The organism is Bacillus sp. FSL R5-0447, assembly GCF_038606125.1.
GTDB classification, from domain to species: Bacteria; Bacillota; Bacilli; order Bacillales; family Bacillaceae; genus Bacillus; species Bacillus velezensis.
Genome location: NZ_CP152012.1, coordinates 512,078 through 537,651, shown reverse-complemented (window position 1 = coordinate 537,651; position 25,574 = coordinate 512,078). Strand labels below are relative to the sequence as shown.

Annotated in this window: 24 protein-coding genes; 2 read left to right on the top strand and 22 right to left on the bottom strand. The window is 48.7% G+C overall.

Features of this window, described 5'->3' with window-relative positions; translation table 11 throughout:
* Positions 1–4 precede the first annotated feature (4 nt).
* From NYE68_RS02665 to NYE68_RS02640, 6 genes are all read right to left on the bottom strand, one after another.
* A complete protein-coding gene (locus tag NYE68_RS02665; protein ID WP_045508433.1) occupies positions 5–1,267 on the bottom strand; it encodes a glycosyltransferase in 1,263 nt (420 codons plus the stop codon).
* Positions 1,260–2,987 carry a DUF2334 domain-containing protein gene (locus NYE68_RS02660; RefSeq protein ID WP_324636119.1) on the bottom strand — a complete coding sequence of 576 codons (1,728 nt, stop codon included), beginning with the start codon at positions 2,985–2,987 and terminating at the stop codon, positions 1,260–1,262. The genes NYE68_RS02665 and NYE68_RS02660 overlap by 8 nt, the downstream gene beginning before the upstream one ends.
* On the bottom strand, positions 2,977–3,825 hold the full coding sequence (locus tag NYE68_RS02655) for a diguanylate cyclase (protein WP_324636120.1): 849 nt from the start codon (positions 3,823–3,825) through the stop codon (positions 2,977–2,979). Before NYE68_RS02655 ends, NYE68_RS02660 begins: the two co-directional genes overlap by 11 nt.
* Positions 3,806–4,891, bottom strand: a complete 1,086-nt coding sequence (locus tag NYE68_RS02650; RefSeq protein ID WP_324636121.1) for a lipoprotein YdaJ — start codon at positions 4,889–4,891, stop codon at positions 3,806–3,808. Before NYE68_RS02650 ends, NYE68_RS02655 begins: the two co-directional genes overlap by 20 nt.
* A 233-nt stretch (positions 4,892–5,124) precedes the next feature.
* A complete protein-coding gene (locus NYE68_RS02645; protein WP_324636122.1) occupies positions 5,125–7,311 on the bottom strand; it encodes a DNA topoisomerase III in 2,187 nt (728 codons plus the stop codon).
* Between the two features lie 63 nt (positions 7,312–7,374).
* Positions 7,375–7,809 carry an Lrp/AsnC family transcriptional regulator gene (locus NYE68_RS02640; RefSeq protein ID WP_007410180.1) on the bottom strand — a complete coding sequence of 145 codons (435 nt, stop codon included), beginning with the start codon at positions 7,807–7,809 and terminating at the stop codon, positions 7,375–7,377.
* Between the two features lie 175 nt (positions 7,810–7,984).
* Here NYE68_RS02640 and NYE68_RS02635 point away from each other — a divergent pair, with 175 nt between their 5' ends.
* The gene (locus NYE68_RS02635) at positions 7,985–8,275 is read left to right on the top strand and encodes a DUF3817 domain-containing protein (RefSeq protein WP_007410179.1); all 291 of its coding nucleotides are present in this window, start codon (positions 7,985–7,987) and stop codon (positions 8,273–8,275) included.
* A gap of 37 nt (positions 8,276–8,312) precedes the next feature.
* On the opposite strand, the gene NYE68_RS02630 is transcribed toward NYE68_RS02635, so the two are convergent.
* From NYE68_RS02630 to NYE68_RS02590, 9 genes are all read right to left on the bottom strand, one after another.
* Positions 8,313–9,122, bottom strand: a complete 810-nt coding sequence (locus NYE68_RS02630; protein WP_015416841.1) for a lipid II flippase Amj family protein — start codon at positions 9,120–9,122, stop codon at positions 8,313–8,315.
* A gap of 499 nt (positions 9,123–9,621) precedes the next feature.
* Complete coding sequence (locus NYE68_RS02625; RefSeq protein WP_003156270.1) at positions 9,622–10,044, bottom strand: pyridoxamine 5'-phosphate oxidase family protein; 423 nt, start codon at positions 10,042–10,044, stop codon at positions 9,622–9,624.
* Between the two features lie 31 nt (positions 10,045–10,075).
* Positions 10,076–10,675, bottom strand: coding sequence for a GNAT family protein (locus NYE68_RS02620; RefSeq protein ID WP_324636123.1), 600 nt, complete (start codon positions 10,673–10,675; stop codon positions 10,076–10,078).
* A gap of 87 nt (positions 10,676–10,762) precedes the next feature.
* Positions 10,763–11,266 carry a D-lyxose/D-mannose family sugar isomerase gene (locus NYE68_RS02615; protein ID WP_053573719.1) on the bottom strand — a complete coding sequence of 168 codons (504 nt, stop codon included), beginning with the start codon at positions 11,264–11,266 and terminating at the stop codon, positions 10,763–10,765.
* A 12-nt stretch (positions 11,267–11,278) separates the two neighbouring features.
* Positions 11,279–12,139 (bottom strand): SDR family oxidoreductase, encoded by an 861-nt coding sequence (locus NYE68_RS02610; protein WP_053573720.1) that lies wholly within the window; start codon positions 12,137–12,139, stop codon positions 11,279–11,281.
* 158 nt (positions 12,140–12,297) lie between these two features.
* A complete protein-coding gene (locus tag NYE68_RS02605; RefSeq protein WP_053573721.1) occupies positions 12,298–13,812 on the bottom strand; it encodes a class I adenylate-forming enzyme family protein in 1,515 nt (504 codons plus the stop codon).
* 222 nt (positions 13,813–14,034) lie between these two features.
* Positions 14,035–16,119, bottom strand: coding sequence for a transcription antiterminator (locus tag NYE68_RS02600; protein ID WP_053573722.1), 2,085 nt, complete (start codon positions 16,117–16,119; stop codon positions 14,035–14,037).
* 299 nt (positions 16,120–16,418) lie between these two features.
* The gene (locus tag NYE68_RS02595; protein WP_007410303.1) at positions 16,419–17,321 is read right to left on the bottom strand and encodes an aldo/keto reductase family oxidoreductase; all 903 of its coding nucleotides are present in this window, start codon (positions 17,319–17,321) and stop codon (positions 16,419–16,421) included.
* Positions 17,322–17,434: 113 nt separating this feature from the next.
* Positions 17,435–19,438 (bottom strand): penicillin-binding transpeptidase domain-containing protein, encoded by a 2,004-nt coding sequence (locus tag NYE68_RS02590; RefSeq protein WP_053573723.1) that lies wholly within the window; start codon positions 19,436–19,438, stop codon positions 17,435–17,437.
* A gap of 156 nt (positions 19,439–19,594) precedes the next feature.
* Here NYE68_RS02590 and NYE68_RS02585 point away from each other — a divergent pair, with 156 nt between their 5' ends.
* Positions 19,595–19,915 (top strand): antibiotic biosynthesis monooxygenase, encoded by a 321-nt coding sequence (locus NYE68_RS02585; RefSeq protein ID WP_053573724.1) that lies wholly within the window; start codon positions 19,595–19,597, stop codon positions 19,913–19,915.
* On the opposite strand, the gene NYE68_RS02580 is transcribed toward NYE68_RS02585, so the two are convergent.
* From NYE68_RS02580 to NYE68_RS02550, 7 genes are all read right to left on the bottom strand, one after another.
* On the bottom strand, positions 19,886–20,131 hold the full coding sequence (locus NYE68_RS02580; protein ID WP_003156283.1) for a YczI family protein: 246 nt from the start codon (positions 20,129–20,131) through the stop codon (positions 19,886–19,888). The two genes, NYE68_RS02585 and NYE68_RS02580, sit on opposite strands and share 30 nt — an antisense overlap.
* 165 nt (positions 20,132–20,296) lie before the next feature.
* On the bottom strand, positions 20,297–20,938 hold the full coding sequence (locus NYE68_RS02575) for a GDSL-type esterase/lipase family protein (RefSeq protein ID WP_064107410.1): 642 nt from the start codon (positions 20,936–20,938) through the stop codon (positions 20,297–20,299).
* 64 nt (positions 20,939–21,002) lie between these two features.
* The gene (locus NYE68_RS02570) at positions 21,003–21,752 is read right to left on the bottom strand and encodes an IclR family transcriptional regulator (protein WP_324636124.1); all 750 of its coding nucleotides are present in this window, start codon (positions 21,750–21,752) and stop codon (positions 21,003–21,005) included.
* A 17-nt stretch (positions 21,753–21,769) separates the two neighbouring features.
* A complete protein-coding gene (locus NYE68_RS02565) occupies positions 21,770–22,777 on the bottom strand; it encodes a biotin-dependent carboxyltransferase family protein (RefSeq protein ID WP_154019558.1) in 1,008 nt (335 codons plus the stop codon).
* A 2-nt stretch (positions 22,778–22,779) separates the two neighbouring features.
* A complete protein-coding gene (gene pxpB, locus NYE68_RS02560) occupies positions 22,780–23,511 on the bottom strand; it encodes a 5-oxoprolinase subunit PxpB (RefSeq protein WP_033575070.1) in 732 nt (243 codons plus the stop codon).
* A gap of 29 nt (positions 23,512–23,540) precedes the next feature.
* A complete protein-coding gene (locus tag NYE68_RS02555) occupies positions 23,541–24,335 on the bottom strand; it encodes a putative hydro-lyase (RefSeq protein ID WP_061861157.1) in 795 nt (264 codons plus the stop codon).
* Positions 24,336–24,339: 4 nt separating this feature from the next.
* Positions 24,340–25,554 (bottom strand): NRAMP family divalent metal transporter, encoded by a 1,215-nt coding sequence (locus tag NYE68_RS02550; protein ID WP_324636125.1) that lies wholly within the window; start codon positions 25,552–25,554, stop codon positions 24,340–24,342.
* Positions 25,555–25,574: the final 20 nt, after the last annotated feature.

The following is a 25,574-nucleotide window of genomic DNA, read 5'->3' as shown; positions in this document are numbered from 1 at the left end:
AAGGTCACCCGCTTTTATTTTGATTGTATCGCTCCGTTTTGTACCACTTGACTTCCTGCTTGAACAAGCGGTGCTTGATCTCTGTGAATAATGACCAGATGACGAGCACGATCCAAGCCTGAGAGTATGTAAAGTACATCAGAAATACGATAAAGAAGTTTTGTTTGTTCATTTCTGTTTTTTCAATGCTTAAAGTAATCATGACCTCAGTCATAAACAGGAAAAAGGCCAGTATCCACAAAATCATCGCCAAAAACCCGACTGCCAGATGCAGGTCGTAAAAAAGATTGATGATAAAAATCGTGTTTGACATGATCACACCGAAGAAAAACAAAAAATACGTAAAAAAGAAATAAAACAGATCGAAGATGATCCGCTTGCGTTTCAGCTTGAAAAATTGGGATAAAAACTTGAGAACGACGTATTGGTTGCCGCGCGCCCATCTTGTCCGCTGACGCCACCAGACCTTCCATGTCTCAGGCTCCTGCTCCCATGTCACGGCCGCCGGGAAAAAGCGGATATGGTAGCCGAGATTATACACGCGGATGGTCAGCTCGGTATCCTCCGCCAGCGCCTTATCATCCCAGCCGCCGAGCTGTTCGATAATGCTCCGCCTGATCGCGAAGTTCGTCCCCGGGATGGTGGCGATTTTGAACCATTTCCATCTGCCGCCCTGCGCCATCCACTGAAAGCAGATGGTTTCAATATTGATAAACTTTGTCAGGATCGTTTTGGCCGCGTTGATGACACGGAATTTCCCGACAACCGCTCCCGCTTTCTCATCATTCATCAGACCGAGAACCAGGTAGTACACCGCCATTTTTTCCGGCGTATTGTCCGCATCATACACGCAGATCACGTCTCCGTTCGATTCCGCGAACCCTGAGTTCAGCGCCGAAGATTTTCCTTTTCCGGCGTTCGGAGGCTTTGTGATGACCATTTTAATGAAGTCATACTGACGGGAAAATTCATTGACGATGTCTCCCGTCCGGTCGGAGGAATTATCGTTAACGACGATGATCTCAAGCCTGTCTTTCGGATAATACAGGTTCACCATCGCCTTCAGCGTCTGCCTGATGACGACCTCCTCGTTATGCGCGGGAATGAGCACGCTGACCTTCGGGAGCTCCCCCATCTTTGCGCGCCATTTCGGAATGTTCCGTTCGAAGGTCATATAATGCCTGAATCCGCCCTGCATCAGAAACATGTGATAGAGAAGCATCAACCATATTAAACTTAATGAGATAAAAAACAGAATGTTACTCAAGGCTTCTTCTCTCCTTAAAGATTCGTTTTTTTAATGTGGCGCGCAAATAAAGAACGTAGCAGGCGAACATGATGATAAACAATAACACCACGCCGGAGAGAATCCAAAGCGCTTTTTCCAGAGGCGTCTGCTGATGGTGATTGAAAAAGGCCGTTATCGGATGAATCTTGTTTTCCACATGAATGGTTCCGTCCCCGTCCGTTTTGATCCTGACGCTGTCCGACGTTACCGTTTGCTTCGTTTTCTTCAGATCGAGCCACTCGCCGCCGGGAATCCGCTCCATCTGATTGACGAGCTCGGGGAGGTATTTCATGCCGAGATACGGATGGTAGAAACCGCCCGCCGTTCCGCCGCCGAAATCAATCATCTGCGAAATATGATTCTCCATATCTCCGAGCGGATTTTCCTTTGAGTTATCGGCATAACCGATTGTTTCCGGGTACAGCGTCATCCCGTCCAGCATAGCCGGCTTTGAGACGAACGGAGGGGCGCCCGAGGTTTTCCACGTCGTGCCGCTGAGCTGCACTTGTCCGAAAATGCTGGAGAAATAAGAAGATGCAATTTTGTAGCCTTCTTCAGACATCGTATAGTGCGGCGCTTCGAATGACAGCGGGTAAAGGCCGAGCTCTGTCAGATCGTCAATCGCCTGCTCCAGCTTCGTTCTCGTGTAGATGTTTTCTTTTTCACGGAAAGGCTTCACATACGCCCGGTACGCTTTTTCATTCGGAAAATCCTGTTCCTTTTCAAGCTTGACCGGAGTATCATCCGCATTTTCTGACGTAATCGGCTGATCCGCTTTGGCATCCCAAAATTCAAAGCCTTCTCCCGTTTCGCTGTATCGGTATGCGTGCGTGTAGCCGTGAACAATGATGCTGCCGCCCATTTGCTGAAGTTTTTTCAGGACGCTGACCATTTTCGGTTTGTCTGCCAGGTATACTTTTTCTCCGTTTTCCGGATTGAGATAGACCGGAATGACCGCCAGAATAAACGGAATGTGTCTTTTATGCAGGTAAGCGCCCGCTTCGTAAAGCAATGTTTCATCTGACATCGGACTGATGTCTTCAAGCCGTAAATAAAGGAGGGTGCCGCCCGCTGATTCTCCGAATGCGCTGCGCAGCGCTTTCGCCGTCAGAAACGAATCATTTAACAGGCTCGTCACACCGAAATAATAGTCAGAGCGCGCCGTTTTCCACATAAAAGGGCGGGTGCCGCCGTCACCGGACCGGTATGTATAAAGGGACTTTCCTTTTACTCCCGATACGCCGAGCACGGACATCCCTTTTTCAAGCGGCATGTCTGTTTTTTCTTCTTTGCCGTAAATGCGGTATACCGTTTCTTTCTCTGTCAGGGACAAACCCGCAAATTGGCGGAACTGTCCGGCGTTATAGCCGATGCTGATAAGCTGCTGCGGCATGCTGCTGATCAGAGACACGAATGATGTGCTGAGCTTTTTTTTCGTGACGCCGTAATAGATGACGCGCCGATTCTTTTTGAGGTCCGCGGCTGTGATGTCTCCGTCGCTTTTCACGGTGACGGCGGATGAGAAATGGCCCGCGGTCAGATCAAGCATTTTGACCTCAGCGGTTTCTTTGCCGTCCGTGCTTGTATAAATAATGAGAATGCCGTCCTTTTTGTCTTTTGCTTCCGCCGTAAGGGGAACATAAACCGCCGAAATCATGAAGAGCGCCGAGAGTAAGAGAGGTATCCATTTAGAGTTCATTCATCATCATCTCGTTTTCCAGTTCATTTAAAAATTGCTCAGCCGTTTGTAAATCCTTTCGGTATGCCAAGTAACATACACGGAAGGTGATGGAGACGTATTTATCGTTTTGCAGCCGGTACGTATCCAATTCCTTTTTCAGCTTCGCCAGAACGGCCGGCATGTTTTCTTCTGGCGTATGGGTCAGCACGATGCCGAACCGTTCGGCGGACGGCCTGAATTTTTTGTCTGTTTCCCGAACGCTTGACCGGATTTGGCGGCTGATAAATGCCAGCAGGCGGTCGGTCTCTTTTTCTCCGTAGAGGGATTTGAATTCCTTGAAATAATGCATGTGCAGCAGCAAAAAGACGAAGGAATTGCCGTAACGTTCCGCCCGCTTGATTTCCTCAGAAAGCTCCAGCTTCATCCGCAGATGGTTGTCAAAGCCGGTCACCCTGTCGACGGCGACAAAGCTCGTAATCTCTTCACGCAGCTGTTTCACTGAGCGCTCAAGCCCCTTCGCCAACTCGTGAATCCTTCCCGCTATGTAAGAAAAGACGAGCAGCGCAATCCCCCAAATGACCAGCACCTGCAGACTTTCGGCACCGGCAGACGCCATAAAGCTCCCGGTCTGAAACCACAGGAGCAGACTGCCGAGAACAAATAAGACGAGTAAGGTGATGACGAGCGCGTAGATTGCCCCGAACCATATGCCGGCTCCCGCAACAAGCAATGTGATGCAGGTTATCAGAAGCCCTGCGGATTGCTGAGACGCATAGTAAATAAAAAAAGACAGCAGCACCAGCATAACTGCTGTGTAGCTGCACAGTTTTTGTGATTCATTGAATGATATTTTCATTAAACAATTTCCTTTCAGCCAGAAGCGGCAGCAGGTTATCGAAAGAATGTGTATCGCCCCCGCTCATATAGCCGCCGTAATCAGGTTTCAGCGTGTCCAGTGTTTCAAATGAAGTCATTCTTTCATAAAGCGGCTTGATGACAGCCGGATCAGCTTTTTGTTCTGCTAAAAAAAGAACGGCCAGGGCGTAAACGGACGGTGATTCGTATTGAACCGCCGGCTCCTTCGTGTCTGCGCTGTATCGTCCGTACAGCTGTCCGCGCGACTTAAATTCCTTTATCATCCATTTCGACAGCACAGCGGCTTTGCCATCGCCCCGCTTCAGATTCACGGCGGCGTACAGCTGGTCGATGACATTGACTTCGCTGTCATATTTGTATTCCTTAGTTTCGGTATTGAACGATTTCGGCAAAAAACCATTTTTCAGGGGCGCAAGATTGAGAACATCGAGGTTCCTGTTTTCCGTTTTCTCATCGATAATCCCCTTTTCTCTGAGCATCTGTAAGGCGCCGGGGTCGACATAGGACAACGTCACGGTCTTTGACGCGGCATTTGAAGCGGCATCATAATAATCCGTAAAATACCCGTCATTCGTATTGTATTTTTCCAGCGCCTTCCCGATCTGCACCGCTGTTTTCCCGTATTCACTGTTTCCCCACAGGGTTCCGGCCTCATTCAGACAGTTCATGATTCTGAAATCATCAATTAAGGCATTGGTGCCGCTCGCTTTATTCCCGTCAATCTTCCACGACACGAGCTCGTTTTTCGTCAGAAACGAATCGGTGAGAAGCTGATATTGCGCTTGAAACTGCCGTTCATCTTTCCTGTTCAGCAAAAATGCCATCCATAGTCCGAGAGACTCTGATAAATATTCCGGCTCACCGGATATGTTCGTCCGGATCATCCCCCGCCCGTTCATCAATTTATAATAAATAAAATGCTCTGCGGGCTGAAACGGCCCGGACGGTTCGGCTGCCGCCTGTTTTTCAGTGCCGGCCTCCGCGCACCCCGCCGTCAGAACGATCGAAATCAAAAGGATCATCAGGCGAAAAACGAATTGCTTCACAGTCCATCCTCCTATTTTATAAATCCTTTTTTAGACCCATATCTTATTTTTTCACAAAGTATTTTTACTATATAGGAAATGATAAAAGAATACTAGCATTTTTTCACATTGGGAAATTTTAAATGGGAGCGCCGTCTGCTCACCTTTTCCCTCTTCGTCTGGATCGTATTCCCATTACAGTTAAAAACACAACAAAAGGCAGCATTTCTTTACAAATGCTGCCTTTCTCTGATCTATTTATCCAGGCCGAGTTTTTTCAGCTGTTCTGCCAGCGCGTTGTTCATCGGCTCCTCTTTGTTTTGGCTTTTCATATAAGAGTTGATGTCCCGCTTGGATGCGCGTCCGGATTTATCTTTCGCCTTGCGCTTTTCAAAGACGGACAGTTTCTCCCGGTGGCCGCATACACATGCGAAGGTTTGGCCTTCGCCCTGGCCGCGAAGCTCCATTTTCTTATGACAGTTCGGACAGCGGGCGTTTGTTTTTCTTGCCAGCGTTTTCCGGCTGCCGCACTCACGATCCTGACATACGAGCATCGTGCCGCGTTTGCCGTTGACTTTAAGCATCATTTTGCCGCAATCAGGGCAGGCGGTGCCTGAAATGTTGTCATGTCTGAAGGTTTGGCTGCTGTTTTTGATTTCCTTCACCGTTTTGCCCGCATATGTTTTCATGTCTTTAATGAACACGGCGGATTTCAGTTTGCCCGCTGCGATGGCGGAGAGCTTTTGCTCCCACTCAGCGGTTAAGGCCGGTGATTTTAAATCTTCCGGGACGAGCTGTAAGAGCTGCTTCCCTTTTGACGTAATGAAAATATCTTTTTCTTTTTTCTCGATCAAGAAACTGTTGAACAGTTTTTCAATGATGTCAGCGCGGGTGGCGACTGTTCCGAGTCCGCCGGTTTCACCCAATGTTTTCACAAGGTTCTTCTCTTCTCCCTGCATAAAGGCGCTTGGGTTCTCCATCGCAGATAACAGCGTGCCTTCATTAAAGCGCGCCGGCGGTTTCGTCTGTCCGCTCGTTTCTTTCAGTGATGAGACAGTGAGGCGCTGACCCTGCTGAAGATCCGGGAGCGTCTGGTCTTTGTCTTCCTCATGATCGTCGTCATCCTCGTACATATCATACACGGCTTTCCAGCCAGACGATTGAACCGTTTTCCCTTTTGCGGTAAATGTTTCGCCGCCGATATCGGCTGTGACCTTTGTTTCTTCGTATTCGAACGCCGGCATTAACACGGCGAGAAAACGTTTGGCAATCAGGTCGTAAAGCTTTCGTTCTTTGTCGCTGAGGCTTGAAAGGATCAGCGGCTCCTCTGTCGGAATGATGGCATGGTGATCCGATACTTTCGCATCATTGACGAATCCTTTATGCGCTTTGACGCCCCGCTTCAGTATTTGATTGACGTACTGTGCGTACGGCTTAACTTCCATGCCGTTTAAACGGTCTTTTAAAGTCGGCACGATGTCTGCGGAAAGGAATCTGGAATCCGTCCGCGGGTAAGTGACAAGCTTATGCTGTTCATACAGCTTTTGAAGCACGGACAGCGTCTCTTTTGCGGAGAAACCGAAGCGCTTATGAGCGTCCCGCTGCAATTCCGTCAAGTCATAAAGACCGGGAGCGAAGCTTTTCTTCGCCGTTTTTTTCAATTCTGAAATGACCGCCGGCTTTCCTTGGAGATCTTTTGCCAAACGGCCGGTCACCGTCTGATCGAATGTTCTTGTCTGCTTTGTTTTTTTATCCTGCCATGTCAGCGTCATCTGATCAGCAGCCGCGCGGAGACCGTAATAAGGAACGGGTTTGAACGCCTGAATGTCCGCTTCACGCTTGGCGATCATCGCCAATGTCGGAGTCTGGACGCGTCCGCATGACAGCTGCGCGTTAAATTTCGTCGTCAGCGCGCGGGTCGCGTTGATGCCGACGATCCAATCCGCTTCCGCTCTGGCAACGGCGGAATGATACAGGTTTTCGTACTCTTTGCCGCTGCGGAGCTTTTGAAATCCTTCTTTAATCGCCTTATCCGTCACAGAGGAAATCCACAGCCGCTTAATCGGTTTGCGGACGTTTGCCTTTTCGATAATCCAGCGGGCCACAAGCTCCCCTTCCCGTCCTGCGTCTGTAGCGATTACGATCTGGGTGACGTCTTTCCGGACAAGCTGAGCTTTGACCGCATTGAACTGTTTTCCTGTTTTTTTAATGACGACGAGCTTTAAAGGCTCCGGAATAATCGGCAGATCCTCAAGCCGCCATGATTGAAATTCTTTGCCGTATCCTTCAGGGTCAGCGAGCGTTACCAGATGCCCGAGCGCCCATGTGACGATGTAGCGGTCGCCTTCAAGATATCCGTTTCCTTTTTTATGACACTTCAGAACGCGGGCCAAGTCCCGGCCGACTGAAGGTTTTTCAGCTAATACAACTGTTTTTGACATGCTTTTCACTTCTCTTTCTTTCACAATCATCCTGTTATTATAACAGACTTCCTCACGCTCCCTCTAATCGAGGACGTTTTTTGTGTCAATTTCTGAGAAAATGACGTGGGTCACGGTTTGGGCATACGGAGAGGTGCGGTTGATGAAGTGTTCGATCGTTTCCAGGCTGTCCGCGTTCATCTTCAGCATATAACACGCCGCCCCGGCGACCCGAAAACAAAATTCAATGTTGGGAATGGATTGAATGTAGGTTTTGAATTGATCGTATTTCCCGTTTTTCACCGTCGCTTCGACAATGCAGGAGACGGGAAGCCCGATCTTTTTTTGATCAATGTCCAATGTATAGCGCTTAATGACGCCGAAGGATTCAAGCTGTCTGACACGCTCTGTGACGGACGGGGCTGACAATTTGATTTTTCTGCCCAGTTCCCGCATGGACAGGCGGCTGTCCCGCTGCAGCTCTTTAATGATGCTCAGATCCACATTATCTAGTTTCATGACTGTAGTCCTTCCTTACCCTTTTGGCTATATTATCAAGAGAAATCCGAAAAATGACAAGAACAACAGGCTGAATTAATAAAGGTTTTTTAGGAACTGACGCGAAATGGTCATATTAGGACTGCCCTTTGCTTATAGTATAGAGGAAAAAAGATGTCCGACAGGAGGGAGCTGTATGTTACACACGCCTATCGGCAGACTTCGCACGATGGGGTTTATTGAAGGAATGTCGCTTTTGGTGCTGCTGTTTATCGCGATGCCGCTGAAGTATTGGGCTCATCATCCGCTCGCCGTCACCATTGCCGGTTCCATTCACGGCGGTTTGTTTATCATTTATCTGGCGGTGCTGGCGTATGCGGCGTTTACTGTCAAATGGCATGTGAAATGGTCAGCCGCCGGTTTTATCGCGGCCTTTATTCCGTTCGGTAATTTTATTTATGATCGCGGCCTGAGACATTATCAATAAAAAAGCTCCTCTTCTGCAGAGGAGCTTTTTTCATGCGTTACATCCATTTCGTCACCCAGGCGATATAATAAGCGCCGGGGATGAATACGAGCTGGGCGAGAAGCGTGCCCGCCACCCTTGATGTCACCATCGTCAACGATGTCCATTTTAAGGAGACGTAGCTGCGCTTGCCCTTCGCCACATCGTCTGCCAGTACGGATACTTTCGGGTCAACAAACACAGCCAACAGCATAGTCGCAACTCCGTTGATTAAGCCTGATGCCATCACGGCGGTCGTGCTGTGCTCAGGCGCCAGAAGGCCGGCGTACAGAGCGGACAGAACACCGATCGTGTAAATAGACGTAATGACCATATTAATGACAAACAAGCGTTTCGGAATCATTCGGAATTGAAGCCCCTTTAAATAGGAGACTGACGGCAGTCTGATATAAGAACGCGCATGCTTCAGCCCGTTCAGTGAAAATCCTTTCTTAAATACCTGCATGACGGAGCCTCCTCCGTCCGCCAAGTGTATAATCGCCCTGGAGAATAACGCGACGAATGTCGGCAAAAGACAGATGCCGAGCATCGTTCCGACCGTGGAGCCGAATATTAAAAATCGAAACTGAGCATCCACAACAGACAGGGCGTTTGATCCGGCGGCATCAATCAGATGTCCGGTAAACGGCTGCTGAACCATGTTTGACATGCGCGACACGATGACCATGACATTAAATAATGACAGCGCGGACGCGATAAATCCGACTCTCGCGCCGGAAAGCCGTGTTGCATAGGCAAGCGTTTCAATCGAATGTATCAGCAGCAGAAAACAGAAGATAAACAGTACTTGTGAAGTAATAACGTGCAATGTATGATTCCTCCAAATCTTTTCTACTGATTAGACTCTGCAGACTGCGGCGAGGTTTCGGCCGGTTACATAAAAAAACCGCCCGGATGTCCGGAGCGGTTTTGTCTTATTCTTTTCTTACGCAAATAAATAATATATGGTTGCCCGCCTTAGCCCGCGGGTGATTCGTGTATTAACAGTTCCGACAGAATCATTCTTCGAAAGTAAACACCATGGAAGTTCTTGAACACAAGACAACGAAAGCCCTACCTCTCAATCGTCACTGCGGCTCCGAAGCCGCGCCGGTGTGAATTGTAAAACAAAAAGTCTTTTTTCCATCTCTTCGTTAGGGGCGAATATCAGAAGGAAAAGAATAAGCTCAGCTTTTTTTCAAGCTGTCCGTTGAAGCCTGAAGCTTCTATATCAAAACAGAAAAAAGAAGTTTACTTTCTTTTTTATTTGCATGTTGTCACTTAGCAGTTAAGTATAACAGATTGCCCCTGAATAATCAAATGATTTATTAAAGTTCCAGCTCGGCCGGCGTTTTTTCACCCGCGTTCATGAGCTTGATCTGCTTCGGTTCAATTTCAAGAATCACCAGGTTCGGATCGTCTTTTCCGTCAAACCAGCGTTCCAGTTTCGGATCCCACAGCTTTTCTTTTAAATCGGCTGAGTTGTTCAGTTTGGCGGTTCCGGCCACTTCCACATAAGCGTCACCGAATCCTTCACAGTCATACCCTAACAGAATATGAACATTCGGATTGTTTTCAATTTCTTCCGCTTTATGAGTGTCTTTGCTCGTCGGCGTGTAAATCGTTAAGCCGTCATGGAAAAATGTCATGTAGCGTGAATGCGGTTTGCCTTGCTCTACCGTCGCAAGCGAACCGACTTTATGATGATCCAGTACTTCAAGCACTTTTTCTTTGATTTCATTTTGATTCATGAAGAATCACTCCTTTTTAACGTCTCCGCTTTTACTTTTCCACATTGGGGAAGACATTTAAACCAAGAAATGTGCTCTTCTGCCGATCTTCGCTCCATTCCCGCTTCAGCATGCTGTAGTTCACCGTGTCATGATAGGCGCCCTGTACGAAAATGCCTTCTCTCGTCAGTCCTTCTTTCTGAAATCTGAGCCGTTCCGCCACCGCCCTGCTTTTCGTGTTTTTTTCAGCCGCGCTGATCATAATACGGTTCAGGCCGAGATCCTGAAATGCATGGGTGATGACCGCCCGGCAGCTTGCGGTGATAATGCCGAACCCTTCATGCTCTCGATCCAGCCAGTAGCCGATCTCTGCTTTTTGATTGGCTGTATCGACATTATGGATGCTGATCATGCCGCAAAACCGGCCCTTCACAAAAATTCCGGCGTCAAACCCATTTTCTTCCGCGTATTTATAGCGCCATTCGGGGATGATCACATCGCGGTACGTATCGATATCAGCCAGTTCTTCCGCCCAGCTGAGCCATTCGCTGAGATGGTTTTGATTTCGCTTCATAACAGAATACAATTCGTCCGTATCTTCTTTGGCAAGCAATCTGATCGTCAGATGTTCCCGGATTTGACAGGAAAACACGATCACACCTTCTTTCCTTTATTAGCCATTATACAGGTAAATTCATTTTTTTCCATACAAAAAAAGATGAGGCGTGCAGCCTCATCCTTAAATGCGCGGGTCGGTGAAAACATCGTGATCATCCGTGCTTGTCGATGACATTTCCGTGACGACCGCCCCTTCTTCTCCCGCTTGAAACCAATGCTTCGTATCCGGCGGTATGGTGTATTGTCCGCCCGGCTCAAGCACAATCTCATGCCAGACGGTGTAGTATTCCTTGTCTTCTTCCGGCGGGAGGACGCTTGGGTTCTCTGTCTTTTCGCCTTCCACGTAGAGATACACCTTCCCCCAGCGGCAGCGGAATGTCTCTTGTTTTCCCTTCTCGCCGCCGACCGGCGGATGGCGGTGTTCCGGACACGTCTGGCGCGGAAAGAGCACCAATTCTTTCGAACAGTAGCGGTCGGTATTCACGTAAATAAACAGCTGAAGCCCGGTTTCCTTAAGCTTACCTAAACCGTAATCCATAATTTGAATGTCTTCGACTTCATCATCAGTCAGAACGATTCCCGCATTTTGATAGTATGCATTCACGTCATGTTTCGATATCGTCATGCTTCAGCCCCCTTATGTGTTTACAAATCCGCCGCCGTTGACATGCAGCGTCTGCCCGGTCATATAAGATGATTCATCTGAGGCCAAGAGCACATAGCAGCCGACATGTTCAACAGGCTGGCCTGCCCGGCCCATCGGTGTAGTCTGACCGAAGGAAGCGACTGTTTCTTCTGAGAATGTCGCCGGAATAAGCGGTGTCCAGATCGGCCCCGGCGCCACGGCGTTGACACGGATACCGTCGTTGACGAGCGCTTGCGCCATGGATCTCGTAAAACCGTTAATCGCGCCTTTCGTAGCCGTGTAGTCAATCAGCTGCGGATTGCCTGTGTAAGGATTAATGGATGTCGTATTGATGATCGCGCTGCCCGGCTTCATGTAATCAATCGCTTTTTTAGTCAAATAAAATTGTGAGTAAAAGTTTGTTTTAAAGGTTCTGTGAAGCTGATCGCTTGTGATGTCTTTAATGCTTTCTTTCGGATGCTGTTCCGCGGCGTTATTCACGAGAATATCAAGACGCCCGAATTCTTCAACCGTTTTTTCAACCGCTTCATTGCAAAAGTCTTCCTCACCGACATCGCCGGGGATTAACAGACATTTTACGCCTTCTTCTTCCACTCGTTTTTTTGTATCTTCCGCATCACCGTGTTCATCAAAATAGACGATCGCGACATTTGCGCCTTCCTTCGCGTAAGCAACCGCTACGGCGCGTCCTATACCGCTGTCGCCCCCTGTGATAAGTGCGGTTTTCCCTTTTAATTTATCAGCGCCTTTATATTCTTTGTATTCATAAACAGGCGCCGGATTCATTTCGCTTTCAATGCCCGGCTGGCGGTTTTGTGATTCCGCCGGGAATTCCTTCGGATAGTTTTCCATGTTAAGTTCCTCCTTCTTGTTCGATCTCATATTTCTTGTCTACCTCGTCAGTCTTCCGGATAAACATGATTGAGACAGTTCAGAATGTTTTCGGAGAAAAATGTTTCACATGGAACGCAAGAAAAAAACCCGGCTGGCAGCCGGGTTTTTGTTTTCAATTATGAACGGACCGCTTGTTTGCGGAGCACGTCTTTTCTCACTTTTCCAAGGTTGTTTTTCGGAAGTTCGCTGACGAACTCAATTTCCGGAATTTTAAAGGCGGCAAGACGTTCTTGAAGGAATCGGGTCACTTCTTCTTCTGTCAGGCCTTCTCTGCCGTTTGTCACGATGAACGCTTTCGGCTTTTCACCGTAAAGCGGATCAGGGATACCGACAACCGCCGTTTCAAGAATGCCCGGCACTTGCTGAATGACCTCTTCAATCTGGTCGGGATAAATATTGTCGCCGCCGTAGATGATGACATCTTTGTAACGTCCGGTGATAAAGATAAATCCGCCTTCATCCACATAGCCGGAATCGCCGGTATGGAACCAGCCGTCTTTCAGCACTTTTCGTGTCGCTTCTTCGTTACCTTCGTAGCCTTTGAATAAAAACGGACTTTTCACAACGACTTCTCCGATTGAGCCTTGCGGAAGGAATTCACCTGTTTCCGGATCTACAACGCGGACGTCCACTTCTTCCATCGGTTTACCCGCGGAAGCGGCTTTATCCATTCCCATTTGCGGATTCCAAGAGCTGATACCCCACGCTTCCGTGCTTCCGTATCCGTGCATGAGCGGAATGCCGATATCGAGATACTGCTGGATCAGGCTGCTTGGCACCTTTGTGCCTCCCGTCATCATATAAACGATAGAAGACATGTCAGTCTGATGCGTTTCCCATGCTTTCAGCAGGTATGTGAAATAGACTGGCAGCGCCATGATGGTTTGAATTTTTTCTTTTTCGATGAGCTTCAGGTTTTCCACAGGGTCCTGATTGTCTGTCATAATGAATGTCGTTCCGCTCATCGTGCCGACCATCTGGCAGATAATCGCGCTCGTATGGTAATTCGGATGGCATGCTAAGAAGCGGACATGCTGCATTCTCCCCGTGTATGCCAATGTCGCGTTTACGTAGTTGTATATGCCGCCGTGAGTGATCATGCAGCGTTTCGGATTGCCGGTTGTACCTGAGGTAAACATCAGCAATGCCGTATCGTTTTCAGACACCGTTTCGACATCCGGTGTATCACCGGAGCCTGTCAATAAAGCGTCAAACTGAGGCGTTGTCTCCGCAGCTGTTCCGGTCTCGACCTTCAGTTTAAGAGAAGATACCAGCGCAGGAAGCACTTCTTCCATGATCTCTTTAAATTCAGTGCCGTAAAAAACAGCTTTCGGTTCACAGGCTGCTAAAATGCCTTTCATTTCGTAAGGTGTTAATTGCCAGCTGACCGGCACAACCACCGCGCCGATTTCGAGTGCCGCAAACATGACAATGGATGCCGCGTGGCCGTTTTTGCAAAGCATCGCCACTCTGTCGCCTTTTTTTATTCCTTTATCAAGAAGCGCTTGTGCAAGCTGGTTGATTCGTTTTCGATATTCCGCGTAGGTCAGGGTATACGCACCGCTTTTTACAGCTTCGATCTCTTCGCTATTTGAAATGTCATGCAGAATCAGATGCTGTAATGTCTCCATATTTTCATCTCCCATAATGATAAATCACAAAAAAACTCTGTCAGATTTTCTTTCTCACGCAACCCATTTTAAACCAAAAAATATAACTTGTAAAACTATTTTGTTTTAGAACTATTCCATCAGTGAATGATACAATAGTCCCGTGTTTTTAGTTTCTTCCCTTCCCCTTACCCTCATACATGCACAAAAAAACACACCCCACATGAGGTGTGCGCTTCCTGTTTACCGCTGTCCTTTCTCCTGAATGAAATGATAAAACAGCTTGTTTAAACGTTTGTATAAATCGGCCTCATCCTCAGTCTGGAAGGCTTTTATACTGTCTTCGGACTCGATGATGGCCGAGCTGACCGCACTTAGTATTTCCGAGCCTTCAGCGGGCATATCAGCCGGCGCCATCATCACCAAAGCGCGGTCGACGGTCAGGGAATTTCCGTCCATGCCTTTGACACTGCATGGAGCTGTCAAATCATAAATTTTGAAAAAAGGCGTGACAATTTCTTCATTTTTGAGATGGTACAGGGCCATCGCCGTTCCCGGAATGCCGAGTCCGCCCTGTCGTTCACGCTCAGCAAGGCGCTGTGCGGTTTTTTGGGCATTATGAACCAATCCTTCTTGCTCCAGCATGTCAAACATACGGTTCAAAAACAGCTCATACGCCGTGTTTGAATCAATGGATTTGATCGAAAAGTTCCGCAGCACGCTTTGGATAACCGCCGCGTAATGCGCCATACGGCCGGCCGCTTCCAGCATATCAGGCGTCTCCGGCTGCTTCTCCTCTCTTTCACCGTTTCTTTTTTTGTCAAGAATCAGCGGAATTTTTCTTTTGATGTACTGCTTGACCTGATCAGCGTCTTCTTCGTTTAAAAGCGGACTGACCATGACGTAATCAATGTTTTCATACGGGATCGGAACGGTGGATACGATCATGTCATACGCGGTGATGTCTCGATCCTTCAGTTCGATGAGGGAAGACATATCAAAGGAACGGATTTCCGAAAGCTCTTTTTTCAGCCTGGATGCGAGCATTTTGGACGACCCGATGCCGCTTGAACAGACGATCAGCGCTTTGATCTTCGCTTCTTCCCGTTTGATTTCCAAAGCAGAGCCGAAGTGAAGAACGATGAAAGCGATCTCATTATCAGAGAAAAGAAGCCCCGGAAAGAATTTTTCCATTCCTTCTTCTACGGCCATGTACAGCAGGAAGTAGTCGCGTTTAATTTGCTCGGTCATCGGGTTGTACATGTCGATATTTTCTTTTACCCGGTTGATCGCAGGCTCCAGATGGGCGATTAAACCGTCGTATAAAGAACCGTTTTCCGTCAGATCAATTTTAATTTTTTCAGAAATGAAGCCGATCAGCTGCTTCGTTTGCAAGGCCGTTTCAACCTCTATGTCTTCCGGTTTGAATTCCGTTTTGTATTTGCGGTTGGCGCTCCGCAAATGAATGGTGATATATCCGATCTCAGCTTCCGGAATTGAAACGCCGAACGCTTTTTCAAGCTCTTTTGCCATTTCCAGCGCAGAGCCGTACTCCTTCGTCTGCTGCAGCGCTTTTAGTTCCGAAGCCTCCATCGTGATGGTTTCTCCGAGCCTGATCCGGTCCATCGCAAAGGTTAAATGAACCGCAAGCGCCATGTATGAGCTGTCAGATAAGGCGATCGCGATTTTTTCCTTGAGCTGAATTAAGAGCCGGTCCATTTTCAAAAGTTCCGCTTTATTTACGACGCCGAACATTTTTTCAGCATCGTCCGGTTTTCCTTTAATATTCAATTCAACCGCTTCCAAAAAGCTTTGAATATCAAGGCGGTTGACGATGAGATTGCCGACGATTTTCCGTTTCGCATTTTCCGGCCCCGTCAGCTGAATGCCGAAGCCCCTTTTTCGGATCAGCGTCAAGCCGAAGGGCGCAATCCAAGTCTCCAGCTCATCCAGGTCATAGCTGATCGTCGCGTTTGTCACTTGCAGTTCGTTCGCCAGACTGTAGAGCTTGATCGGCTCTTGAGACTCTAATAGTGAACATAGAATTAAAAGTTTCCGCTCCTCAGCGCTGTATTCATGCTGTTCATAGGACAGGTCTGACAGGAGTTTTTGTTTGTCCTCCGGGTTTCCAACCGCTTTCAGTCCTTTGCCGGGCTGCTTATCAAGTGCCAGACCGAATGATTCCATTATCGGTTTGATTGTTTTTAACTCGCGGTGAACGGTTCTTGTGCTGACTTGTAAAGCTTCCGCCAGTTCATGCACTGTCTCGTACCGGTTCTGCAGTAATAGATGTTTCATTAATTTTTGTTCTCTCGCTGTCATATACATGAAACGCGCCTCCAGATTTTCTAGTTGTGAGAAGTATGGCATATGGGGAGTGCTGCCGGGGAAAGTGGTGTAAGTTATAATATAAAACGCTTTCAATGATTATTCAACCATTTTCAAATGGCAATTTGGCACTGGGCCGTGTGACAGTATTGAAAAAGAAAAATGTGTCAGATAATATGCCATGACGCTTGTTACTCTTGATCCGCACGGCTATACTTCAAAGTGACCTTACTTGTTTTTAGACATTGCACACCACATAAACAAACGCCCGGAAGATAGCTTCCGGGCGTTTGTTCTGTTTATGGAATATCGCAGCCTTGGACACCGGTATAAATCCGGAACCACTGATCATGGCTGAGTTTGTACGCGGATGCACGCACCGCGGCGGAAATGCGGTTCTCTTTTCCGCTGCCGACAATCGGCATGATGTCTGCCGGGTGGGTGAACAGCCATGCGTACATGACTTCGTCAATGGAAGCGGCGCCGATTTCTTCCTGTACGGAACGAAGCGCGGCACGGATACGGACGTCCTTATCTGATTGTCCGGTAAAGACGCTCCCGCCCGCAAGCGGTGACCACGCCATCGGCGGAATGCGTTTTTCCTGACAGAAATCCAGCGTGCCGTCATGAATATTTTCCAGCTCGTACGCCGAGATTTCAATTTGATTTGTGATGAGCGGATCATCCAAATAGGATTCGAGCATTCTGTACTGGTGCGCTTTAAAGTTCGATACTCCGAAATATCTGACCTTTCCCGAGCTTTTCAGCGCATGAAACGCTTCAGCCACCGCCTCCGGTTCCATAAGCGGGTCCGGTCTGTGAATGAGCAGCACATCCAGATAATCCGTATTCAGATTCAAGAGCGACTGCTCCGCCGACGCTAAAATGTGAGACTTCGACGTATTATAATGATGCGACTTGTTTCCGGGCCGTTCCGGTGATTCAATGACAATCCCGCATTTTGTGACGATTTCGATTCGCTCCCTTATTGAAGGCGAAAGGGACAAAGCGCCGCCGAACAGCTTTTCACACGTATAACCGCCGTATATATCGGCATGGTCGAAGGTGGTGATGCCTTGGCTGATACACCATTCAATCAAATTCAGCAGCTCTCCGTCTGAAACATTCCATTCGTTCAGACGCCAAAGCCCGTGTATCACTCTTGAAAATTCCAGGTCTTCAGCCAATTGAATGCGCTGCATGTGAAATCCCCCTTTTTCTTAGAGCCTCTTGTATCTCTGTTTTCAGGAATTGCCCATGCTGTTTCATTCTGCTTCGGCGGCCGATTTTCCTTTCAGCCCGCAAAAATCGTCATTTAATGATTCTGAAACTGCTTTTTCGCTTTTTCAACGACGTAATGGCTTCCGCCGCGTTTTTTGACGTCTTGAATCATCATCGCGATCAAGAGGTCTTTCTTTTTATAATCGTAACCGACAAACCAGCCGTTTTCTTTGCCGTCTTTATCTTCTTTAGACGTTTTCAGCTCGGCTGTGCCGGTTTTTCCGGCTACGGTAATGCCGCTTACGGCCGGCTGATATGCAGAGCCGCGCGGATCTTCAACGACGCCTCTCAGCCCTTTTGTGATTTCTTCGGCATTGGCTTTCGACACCACTTGCTTATGCCAGATTTGCGGTGTTTTTTCTCCGTCTTTGATCAATGTCGGTTTGACGAGATTTCCGTCTGTTACAAATGCGGTATAGTCAGCCGCTAAGTGCAGCGGAGACATCAGCATCTGCCCCTGGCCGTAGCCCGTATCTCCGAGAAGGATCTCGGAATCAAGCTTGCCGTTAGCGATTGAAGACTTTTCAATCGGAAATTGGTACGGAATCTCTTCATCAAACCCAAATGTTTTTAATCCTTTTGTAAACGCGTCCGCTCCGGCATCTATGGCATTTTGCGCAAAGTAGATGTTGTCAGATGTGATCAGCGCGTTTTCGAGATCCACTTCATTCAGGCGCTCTGATACGCGTGTGACATGGTAACCGCCCCAGCTTGAATCTTTCTGCCACTCTTTTCCGGTGATTTTTTTCTTTTCCGACGCTTTCAATGTTCCGTTTGTCAGGCCGACTGCCGCGGCAATCGGTTTAATCGTTGAACCCGGCGCATAAAGTTTGTTGAATTTCGCTGAAAACGGATTGTTTTTATCTTCATTCAGCTTTTTCCATTCTTTTCCGCCCCAGCCGAAAATAAAGCCGTTCGGGTCATAAGATGGTGCGCTGACGAGCGCGAGTGTCTCTCCCGTTTGCGGTTCGAGGGCGACTGCCGCTCCGCTGTCATCTTTCATAGAATCATACAGCTTCGTCTGCGTACTCATGTCAATCGTTACATGAATATCCTGCCCGCTTTCGGCTTTCTTTTCAGCAATGACCTCACCTGTTTGCGGGACGTAAATTTTCCAGCCGGTCGTGCCGCGCAGCTTGTCTTCATATACATTCTCAAGGCCGGCGATGCCGATTTTGGAAGTATCGCTGTATTGGCCGTCTTTCGCTTTTTTCAGCTGCTCCGCTGTGATGGTTTTAATATAGCCGGTCAGATGGGCCGCTTTTTCGCCGTACGGATAGTAGCGGGAGCTGACTTTCGTTTTCGTCACGCCGTCTAATGCGAGCAGGCTTTTGACCTTGCTTTCATCATCCGGTCTGATTTTTTGAATCGGGACATAAGAGTCGTCTTTTACCCAGCCCTGGTTCAGTTTGCTTTTGATATCGTCTTCAGAAAGGTCCAGTTTTTCAGACAGTTTTTTGATCACGCTGTCTTTATCCTTGCCGAGTTTTCCAGGGATAATGCCGATTTCCGGCACCTCGGTATTTACGGCGAGACCTTTTCCGTCTTTGTCGTAAATTTGTCCGCGCTTCGGTTCTTCATTTGCGATCTGCACGGTTTTGTCATCGGAAAGCTGTTTGAAAATAAAAGAAGGATTCCAGTCGATGTTCCATGATTCTCCATCGTCTGTTTTTTCTTTTTTCAGGACGGCCGTGTTTTCAAAAGCGACCTTCCCTGCTTTTGTATCCATGCTGACTTTATAATCGATGTGCTGGAGGTCATCTTTTTTCTTGTCGTCTTCGTCCTGTTTTTCGGCAGTGACTTTCAGATTTTTGACCCCTGCTTGTTCATAAACGGTTTCATATCGCTTTACAAAATCCTTTTTGGATCGTTTTTTCTTTTCATCCTGGGTGAGGCTTTGGTACATCTTATCGTAGTGACCGCCGTTCCAGTCTTTTACGAAATCTTTCATTCTGTCTTCGGCCGATTCCGTTTTCGAGCAGCCGATCAAACCTATGATTCCTGCGAGTAAAAGTAATAGGTATAACCCTTTTTTCACTGTCTATTCCCCTGCCTTCCAACTGTTATTTTCTCCTAAACCAAATCAGGCTGGCAAGGATTTTTTTCTCATATTGTTTAAAATTTTTTTGTTTTTCCTGCCGTCACGGGCCATATTCTTATACAATGTATCTATTAAAAAAAGGGGGAATTTCAGATGATCAAAGAAGCAGCCATGCTGTATGTAAAAGAAGGTCTTGAGGGGGAATTCGAAGAGGCATTCCGCCGGGCGGAGCCGATTATCGCGGGCATGAAAGGTTATCTGTCCCATTCCTTGTCCAAATGTATGGAAAAGACGCATAAATATTTGCTGCTTGTGGAATGGGAGACATTGGAAGATCATACAAAAGGCTTTCGCGGATCGCCGGAATATCAGGAATGGAAAGCCTTACTGCACCGTTTTTATTCACCATTTCCCGTTGTGGAGCATTTTCAGGATCTATCAGCCTCAGATCGCGTGAAGCGTAAAACCGATTAAGGAGATCGACCATACAAAAACGGCGGTATAGATATTGAATTTCCCGGAGCCGTCGTTTTCTTTCCGTTTTTCCTCCAGCCCCTGAATGAACATGACCGCACCGAGAAACACGAGCATAACCGGCTGTATGACAGAGGTATGTTCCGCATACGTAAATGCGGCGGCCGCAAGTATAATAATCAGCATCGCGAGTGACAGTTTTAAGGCGCGCAGCAAAGCAATCCATCCTTTCTGTTATCATTTTTTGAACACAATTCTATTTCTGTCTTTATCCCCCATTATTCTAGCGTATTTTTTGCGCGGATAGAACGAAAGTCGGACAATTTTAAGTTTGTTTTAAGGAGCACGAAAAGCGCGCTCCCGATGAAAAGGAGCGCGCGGTTATGAGCCGGCGAGGCTTCCGTATCCGAGCCCCCGCAGGACGCATGCCATGACTTCATATCCCTTGCTGTTGGGGTGTACGCGGTCATGAGAGAGATATTCATTCATTTTTCCTTTGAAAGCGCTGTGGACGTCGGCGATTTTGACGTACGGCGCCGATGCGAGTGTGCTGAGGTGCGCATTATAAGAGGATATCCATTTTTCTGCAATGGAGATTCCCGGGAAAGGATTGTATAAATTGAAGACGCGGATCTCATAAGGAGACGGGTGCGGCCCTTTTAAGGCAGCGATCTTGGCAATCATCTTTTCAAAGTTCTCATGGCAGTGACTGGACACGCTGGTGAACACCGAAGCGTCCGATGTTTGCTGATATGCCTGAACCGAATCGATTAAATCGTTGCCGCAGCCCGTAATCGTAATCATATCAGCAGCCTGAATCCGCCTCTGAATGTACGGCAAGGACATAAGCCCGAGAATTTCTCCCGTCTCAAGGCCTGATTTGGCAAAGATGGATACGTCGGTTCTTGTCTGTAAATCTTCTGCCATCATGCGCCCGAACCGCTGGACAAAACCGGCGGAAAACGGCCCGGATCCCCTCCCCGTCGTCAAAGAATCCCCCAGCGCCGTATAAACAAGTCCCATTTTCTTTCCTCCACTCGTTACTATCGATATTGTAATGTACGCGAGTGAAGAAAAATTGGCTCGGTCAATAACCCAATTTCTCAGAAATATACTGTGCGGCGGTTTTGACCTTTTCGGTTAAATACGGCAGCCTGTCCTCTGAAAACCGGGCTTCGAAGCCGGCGATGCTGATTCCGGCAGCCACCTTACCTTCGTGATTGAAAATCGGCGCCCCGATCGCCGCCGTGTAATCTTCTAATTCCGAATAGCTGATCGTATAACCTGATTGTAAGGATCTTTCAATGGAGTGAAGCAGTTCAGCCCGATCCGTCATCGTGCCTGAGGCGATTGCGGCAAGCTTTGTCTTCTGAATGTATGTGTCAATCTCCTCTTTTGGCAGAAACGATAGAATGCTTCTGGCGCACGCTCCCGCGTACAGCGGCGACCGGCGGCCGATTGCCGTATACAGGCGGACGGTTTGGGTGCCTTCAATTTTTTCGACGTAAATGGCTTCATCTCCGTCCCTCATGATCAGCTGAACGGCCTCATCCACTTCGCCGCACAGTTCTTCCATAATCGGTTTGGCTATTTTCCTGATGTCCAGACGTTCAGAGACGAGCTGGCCGAATTGTAAAAAGATCAGACCAAGCTGATAACGGCCGTCCGCCGCCCGGGTGAGAAATCCCGTTTCCTCCAGCGAGCTTGCCATCCGATGAACCGACGTCTTCGGCATTTCCGATAGAGAAACCAGTTGATTTAAGCTCAGGCTCGGTTCAGTCAGAAACAAGTGAAGCAGTTCCATTGATTTGATGACGGTTTTGTTTTTGTTATCCATGATCTTTAGCCCCTTTGTCAGATCAGCCATTCCATTTTGAGCCTTGCTTTCAGCTCCTTCAGCTGCTGTTCCTTCTCCAAAAGCAGCATTTCCGCTTCCTCCAGCGAAACGGCCCGGAACGTGATATGTTCCCCCGGCATCGTTTGGGCGACGAGAGGAAGATCAGCGGATATGATATGCGCCATCCGCGGATAGCCCCCCGTCGTCTGTCTGTCAGCCAGCAGAATAATCGGATTGCCGTCCGGCGGCACCTGCACCGTTCCGAACGTCACGGCCTCAGATACCATCTCCAGCGGCTCCCGCAATTCAAGCGGAGCGCCCTTCAGCCGGTAGCCCATTCGGTCGGATTGAGGCGTGACCGTATATGACTCTTGGTAAAAACGTAATTTTGCTTCTTCTGTAAAAGCGTGAAATTGAGCGCCTTCAAGCACTCGTATGACCGGATTTTTTTTCAGCGGCAGAAATCCTCTGCTGCTGACAGACCAATCAGGCGCTGAGAAACCATGCTGTCCGAAAGAATCGCTCAGACGGTACGCGATTGATTCCGAACATGGCGTCATACGGCCGAGCGGCAGCTCATCATCTTTTTGCAGCGCTCTTCCGCAAAAGCCGCCGATCCCCGCTCTGACATATGTGCTTTTGCTTTCCATGACGGCGGGCACGTCAAATCCCCCCGCGACGGCGAGATAAGCGCGGCTCCCCATCTTGCACGGCCCGAATGAGACAACGCTGTTTTCCTTTATCAAAACCGGTTTCCACAGAGGAGCGGGCTCCCCATTAATATGAAAGGCGAAATCAGCTCCCGTGACGGCAATAACCGCAGGTTCTGAAAATTCAAAGGAAGGCCCGGGCCCCATGAGCGTAATTTCCAGTCCCGCCTCTTTTTCTTGATTTCCGGCAAGAAGATTGGCGATGCGCAGTGAGATCGTATCCATTGCGCCGCTTCCCAGCACACCGTATTTCTGATATCCCGTCCGCCCCTTGTCCTGAACCGTCGTCAAGAGACCGGGCTTTACCACTTTCATACTCATTCGGCTCCCTCCTTGATGCGGCTGTACTCCTCTGCCGTGATCCGGACGAATTTCACCGTATCGCCCGCTCTCAATAGACTCGGCGGATGTTCTTCCGGCCTGAAAAGCCGGAGCGGGGTGCTGCCGATCAGCTGCCAGCCGCCGGGAGTGGATATCGGATACACACCGGTCTGCATTCCCGCGATTCCTACTGAACCGGCCGGGATGGACGGCCTTGGCGACGCCTTTCTCGGCGCTCTGATCCGCTCAGACATTCCTCCTAAAAACGGAAATCCCGGCGCAAATCCGAGCATATAAACGAGATATTCGCCTTCAGTATGAATGCGGATGACGTCTTCCGGGGTCAGATCGTTCATCTCAGCGACCTCTTCTAAATCGGGACCGAAATCACCGCCGTAGCAAACGGGGATTTCCATCACCCGGCGCTCTTCTTTGCGGCCGGTCATTATATGGCTGAGACGTTCTGTCACTTCTTTCTTGACCAGGGCAAAAGGAGAGACGCCTTTTTTTATGTTTGAGACGGCATACACATCATAAAAGATCGTTAAGCTTGTGAATGCCGGAATACATTCAACGAAGCCCGGAAACGGCCGTTCTTCCATACAGGCTGCCGCCGCATGCACCCGGCCGTTGACCTCTTCGCTGATGTGCCCGCCAAAGCGGATGATAACGGCGGAATCACCGTACGGCTGTATATCAAGCGCTGTATTTCCGCTATACTGCATCATTGTCATCACCTCGTTGTATTCTTTCTCACTTACAGGACAGCAAGCGATTCATTTCGTATATCGGTGATCAGCATGTGCCCCGGTGAATGTGTTATTACGATGTCAGGCTTTGCTTCCATGATCACCGCCTGGGGCGTAACGCCGCAAGCCCAGAATACGGGAACTTCGCCTTCCCGCACCGTTACGGCATCTCCGAAATCCGGCTGATGCAAATCGCTGATACCGATGCTTTGCGGATTTCCGATGCGGACGGGGGCGCCGTGCACGGCGGGAAAACGTGACGTGACCTGCGCCGCGCGGACTGCAAGCCTTTCCGGAATCGGTCTCATGCTGACGACCATCTTTCCAGAAAACGGGCCGGCGGGAACACAGTCAATGTCTGTTTTATACATGGGGACATTCACACCCTCATCGATGTGCCTGATTGGAATGTGCTGATTAATAAGGGCTTGCTCGAATGAAAAACTGCAGCCGATTAAAAACCCGACATCATCATCCTTCCAATACGGCGTAATATCCGTTACCTCTTCAGTAAGCACGCCATGCCGATAAATCCTGTATTTCGGAAAGTCCGTCCGGATATCAGCTCCCGGCGCAGCTATTGCCGGAACGGGTGAACCCGCATCCGTCACATCAAGCACCGGACAAGGCTTTTGATTGCGCTGGCAGAATAAGAGAAAATCAAAGGCAAGATCCTTTTGCAAAACGACGAGATTGGCTTGTGCATAAGAAGCGGCCATCCCCGCCGTCGGCCCGGTCATCTGCCCCTTCCTGATCAGCTGTCTGACTTCTTCGGGACTCATGTCACTCATATGTTTTTTCATATCATCAGCTCCATAGCTGCGGCATCTGCGTGAATAATGTATAGATGCCCATAACCGCCATGACAACCACTACGATCGCCCCTGCAATCGTGAGCCAGATCGGATGCTTGTAATCGCCGACGATTTTTTTCTTATAAGCGCCCAACAGTATCATCGCTAATGCAAGCGGCAGAATTAAGCCGTTAAGCGAACCGACCGCGACCAGAATTTTGGCAGGCTGGCCGATCGTAACAAAAATAAGAGTGGATACGATGATAAAACCGATAATGACGCCATGTGAGTGCTTTTCGATTTTTGTTGAAAATGATTTGAAAAATGACACCGATGTATAGGCGGCGCCGATGACAGACGTGATAGCGGCAGACCACATGATGACGCCGAAAATTTTATAGCCGACATTTCCCGCCGCAAGCTTGAACACAGAAGCCGCGGGATTATCAGGATCGATGCGCAGGCCCTTTGAAACGACGCCGAGCACGGCGAGAAACAGGGCAATCCGCATAACAGATGTAATCAAGACGCCCGTGATGGAGCTTTTCGTCACCTGAGGAATGACTTCCTTCCCTTGGATGCCTGAATCAAGCAAGCGGTGGCCGCCGGCAAATGTAATGTATCCGCCGACCGTACCGCCGACAAGCGTCACGATTGCCAGCACACTGATATGATCAGGCATAAAAGTTTTCACAACGGCGTGTCCGACCGGCGGAGCCGTCGTTACGGCAACATACACCGTCAATACGATCATGACGATTCCGGCGATCTGCATAAAACGGTCCATGACTTTTCCGGCTTCCTTTATGACGAAAATCAGAACCGCAATCGCAGCGCTGATTAAAGCGCCGATCTCCGGTTTGATTCCGAATAATACTTGAAGACCGAGACCCGCGCCGCCGATGTTTCCGATATTAAACGCAAGTCCGCCGAGCACGACCAGAAAAGCAATGGCATAACCGGCGCCCGGAAGCACCATATTGGCAATCTCTTGGCCGCGCTTTCCGGAAACCGCGATAATCCGCCATACATTGGTTTGCGCGAAGATGTCCAAAATAATAGAGATTAAAATGATAAAGCCGAAGCTTGCCGCCAATGTATTGGTAAACGTGGCCGTTTGCGTCAGAAAGCCGGGCCCGATTGATGATGTCGCCATCAAAAATGTCGCGCCTAAAAGAAGCGACCATTTGCCGGAAGCCTTTCCGGCTGTTTTTTTCTTTTGCTCCATGCTGTCTTCCTCCCTCTGCT

Excerpts from the sequence above, each read along its gene's own strand:
- NYE68_RS02660 (WP_324636119.1), bottom strand. The coding sequence starts at position 2,987 with ATGAACTCTAAATGGATACCTCTCTTACTCTCGGCGCTCTTCATGATT.
- NYE68_RS02655 (WP_324636120.1), bottom strand. The coding sequence starts at position 3,825 with ATGAAAATATCATTCAATGAATCACAAAAACTGTGCAGCTACACAGCA.
- NYE68_RS02645 (WP_324636122.1), bottom strand. The coding sequence starts at position 7,311 with ATGTCAAAAACAGTTGTATTAGCTGAAAAACCTTCAGTCGGCCGGGAC.
- NYE68_RS02640 (WP_007410180.1), bottom strand. The coding sequence starts at position 7,809 with ATGAAACTAGATAATGTGGATCTGAGCATCATTAAAGAGCTGCAGCGG.
- NYE68_RS02635 (WP_007410179.1), top strand. The coding sequence starts at position 7,985 with ATGTTACACACGCCTATCGGCAGACTTCGCACGATGGGGTTTATTGAA.
- NYE68_RS02625 (WP_003156270.1), bottom strand. The coding sequence starts at position 10,044 with ATGAATCAAAATGAAATCAAAGAAAAAGTGCTTGAAGTACTGGATCAT.
- NYE68_RS02615 (WP_053573719.1), bottom strand. The coding sequence starts at position 11,266 with ATGACGATATCGAAACATGACGTGAATGCATACTATCAAAATGCGGGA.
- NYE68_RS02610 (WP_053573720.1), bottom strand. The coding sequence starts at position 12,139 with ATGGAAAACTATCCGAAGGAATTCCCGGCGGAATCACAAAACCGCCAG.
- NYE68_RS02605 (WP_053573721.1), bottom strand. The coding sequence starts at position 13,812 with ATGGAGACATTACAGCATCTGATTCTGCATGACATTTCAAATAGCGAA.
- NYE68_RS02600 (WP_053573722.1), bottom strand. The coding sequence starts at position 16,119 with ATGTATATGACAGCGAGAGAACAAAAATTAATGAAACATCTATTACTG.
- NYE68_RS02595 (WP_007410303.1), bottom strand. The coding sequence starts at position 17,321 with ATGCAGCGCATTCAATTGGCTGAAGACCTGGAATTTTCAAGAGTGATA.
- NYE68_RS02585 (WP_053573724.1), top strand. The coding sequence starts at position 19,595 with ATGATCAAAGAAGCAGCCATGCTGTATGTAAAAGAAGGTCTTGAGGGG.
- NYE68_RS02575 (WP_064107410.1), bottom strand. The coding sequence starts at position 20,938 with ATGGGACTTGTTTATACGGCGCTGGGGGATTCTTTGACGACGGGGAGG.
- NYE68_RS02570 (WP_324636124.1), bottom strand. The coding sequence starts at position 21,752 with ATGGATAACAAAAACAAAACCGTCATCAAATCAATGGAACTGCTTCAC.
- NYE68_RS02565 (WP_154019558.1), bottom strand. The coding sequence starts at position 22,777 with ATGAAAGTGGTAAAGCCCGGTCTCTTGACGACGGTTCAGGACAAGGGG.
- pxpB (WP_033575070.1), bottom strand. The coding sequence starts at position 23,511 with ATGATGCAGTATAGCGGAAATACAGCGCTTGATATACAGCCGTACGGT.
- NYE68_RS02555 (WP_061861157.1), bottom strand. The coding sequence starts at position 24,335 with ATGAAAAAACATATGAGTGACATGAGTCCCGAAGAAGTCAGACAGCTG.
- NYE68_RS02550 (WP_324636125.1), bottom strand. The coding sequence starts at position 25,554 with ATGGAGCAAAAGAAAAAAACAGCCGGAAAGGCTTCCGGCAAATGGTCG.